Annotated in this window: 1 protein-coding gene; it reads left to right on the top strand. The window is 73.2% G+C overall.

All coding sequences use genetic code 11. The features are described from left to right. The coding region (locus VIB55_RS12350) for an amino acid adenylation domain-containing protein (protein WP_331876952.1) at positions 1 to 2,052 on the top strand (2,052 nt) is incomplete at both ends.

Raw genomic sequence — 2,052 nt, 5'->3', positions numbered from 1 at the left:
GCGGCCGGGCGGACGTGGTCTTCGGGACGCTGCTCTTCGGCCGCATGCAGGGCGGCGAGGGCGCCGACCGGGTGATGGGCCTGTTCATCAACACGCTGCCGGTGCGGATCGGGGTGGGAGACGAGGCGGTCGAGGTGGCGGTGCGTCGCACGCACGCCCTGCTGGCGGACCTGCTGCGGCACGAGCACGCCTCCCTGGCGCTGGCGCAGCGCTGCAGCGGCGTGGCGGCACCGGCGCCGCTGTTCACCTCGCTGCTGAACTATCGGCACGGCGGCGGGACGAAGCGTTCGCGTGAGGTGGGGCAGGCGCGGGTCGGCGTGCGGGACATTCACGGAGCGGAGCGGACGAACTATCCCGTGACGCTCTCGGTGGACGACCTGGGGGAGGAGTTCTCGCTGACCGCGCAGGTGGCGGCCCCGGCGGATGCGGAGCGGGTGTGCCGTCTGATGCACACGGCGCTCGAGCGGCTGGCCGAGGCGCTGGAGGCCACTCCCGGGCGGGCGATCGGGAGCATCGACGTGCTGCCAGAGGCGGAGCGCCGCATGGTGGTGGAGGAGTGGAACCGCACGGATGTAGAGTATCCCGTGGGGTTCCCCATCCACCGGCTCTTCGAGGAACAGGCGGCGCGCACGCCGGACGCGGCAGCGATCGCCTGGGGGGGCGAAACGCTGACCTACGCCGCGCTGGACCACGCCGCCAACCGGCTGGCGAACCACCTGCGGCGCCGCGGGGTGCGCCCGGAAACCCGCGTCGGCATCTGCCTGGAGCGCGGCCCGGAGCTGGTCGTCGCCATCCTAGCCGTGCTCAAGGCCGGCGGCGCCTACGTGCCGCTGGACCCTGCCTACCCTGGCGAGCGGCTGGCCTTCATGCTCGCCGACTCTGGCGCCCCGCTCCTGCTCACCCGCCTACCGCTGCCGGAGGGGATCCCGCCCCACGCCGCGGGAGTCGTATGCCTTGACGCCGACCGCGAGCGCATAGAGGCCGAGAGCGCGCAGGGGCCTGCCGCCGACGTATTCCCCGCGAACCTGGCGTACGTCATCTACACGTCGGGGAGCACGGGCCGCCCCAAGGGAGTGCTGGTGCAGCACGGCTCCCTGGCCAACCTGCTGGCCGCCACGCGTGAGGCGTTCGGCATCGGGGAGGGCGACGTGATGCCGGCGCTGGCCTCGTACGCCTTCGACATCTGGCTCTTCGAGGCCCTGCTGCCGCTCACCTCCCGCGCGGCGGTGCGGCTGGTGGAACGCGAACGGGTGCTGGACGTGCCCGCGCTCGTGGAGGAGATCGCGGATGCCACGCTCGTGCACGCGGTCCCCGCGCTGATGCGGCAGCTGGTGCATGCGGAGCGCGAGACGCCCCGGCTCGCCCGGCTGCGGCGCGCCTTCGTGGGCGGCGACAGGGTGCCGGCCGACCTGCTGGCGGAAATGCGCGAGGCGTTCCCCGCGGCGGAGACGCACGTCCTCTACGGTCCCACCGAAGGGACCATCCTGGCTTCCGCGCACTCGGTGCCGGCGGACGGGATGGTGGCGGGGAACCCGATCGGGCGCCCGCTGGGGAACGTGCGCCTGTACGTCTGCGACGCGCTCGGCCGTCCGCAGCCGGCGGAGGTCCCGGGCGAGCTTCTGATCGGCCGCGCGGGTGTGGCGCGCGGGTATTTGGGGCGTGCCGGCCTGACGGCGGAGCGCTTCGTTCCCGACCCGTTCTCGGCAGAAGGCGGCGCGCGGCTGTATCGCACGGGCGACCGGGCGCGCTGGCGGGCGGACGGGACGCTGGAGTTCCTGGGGCGTGTGGACGATCAGGTGAAGATCCGCGGCTTCCGCATCGAACCGGGGGAGATCGATGCGGCGCTGTCGGCGCATGCGCAGGTCCGGGAGGCGCGGGTGATCGCATGGGAGGATGCGCCGGGCGAAACGCGGCTGGTGGCGTACGTCGTCGGTGGCGTCGAGGCGGATGACCTGCGGGAGCACCTGCGGCGGAGCCTGCCGGAGTACATGCTCCCGGCTGCATTCGTCTTCCTGGACGCGCTGCCGCTGACGCCGAATGGCAAGCTGGACC

The sequence above is a fragment of the Longimicrobium sp. genome (assembly GCF_036554565.1).
In the GTDB taxonomy this organism is placed as follows: Bacteria; Gemmatimonadota; Gemmatimonadetes; order Longimicrobiales; family Longimicrobiaceae; genus Longimicrobium.
This window is presented reverse-complemented; position numbering and strand designations above follow the sequence as displayed.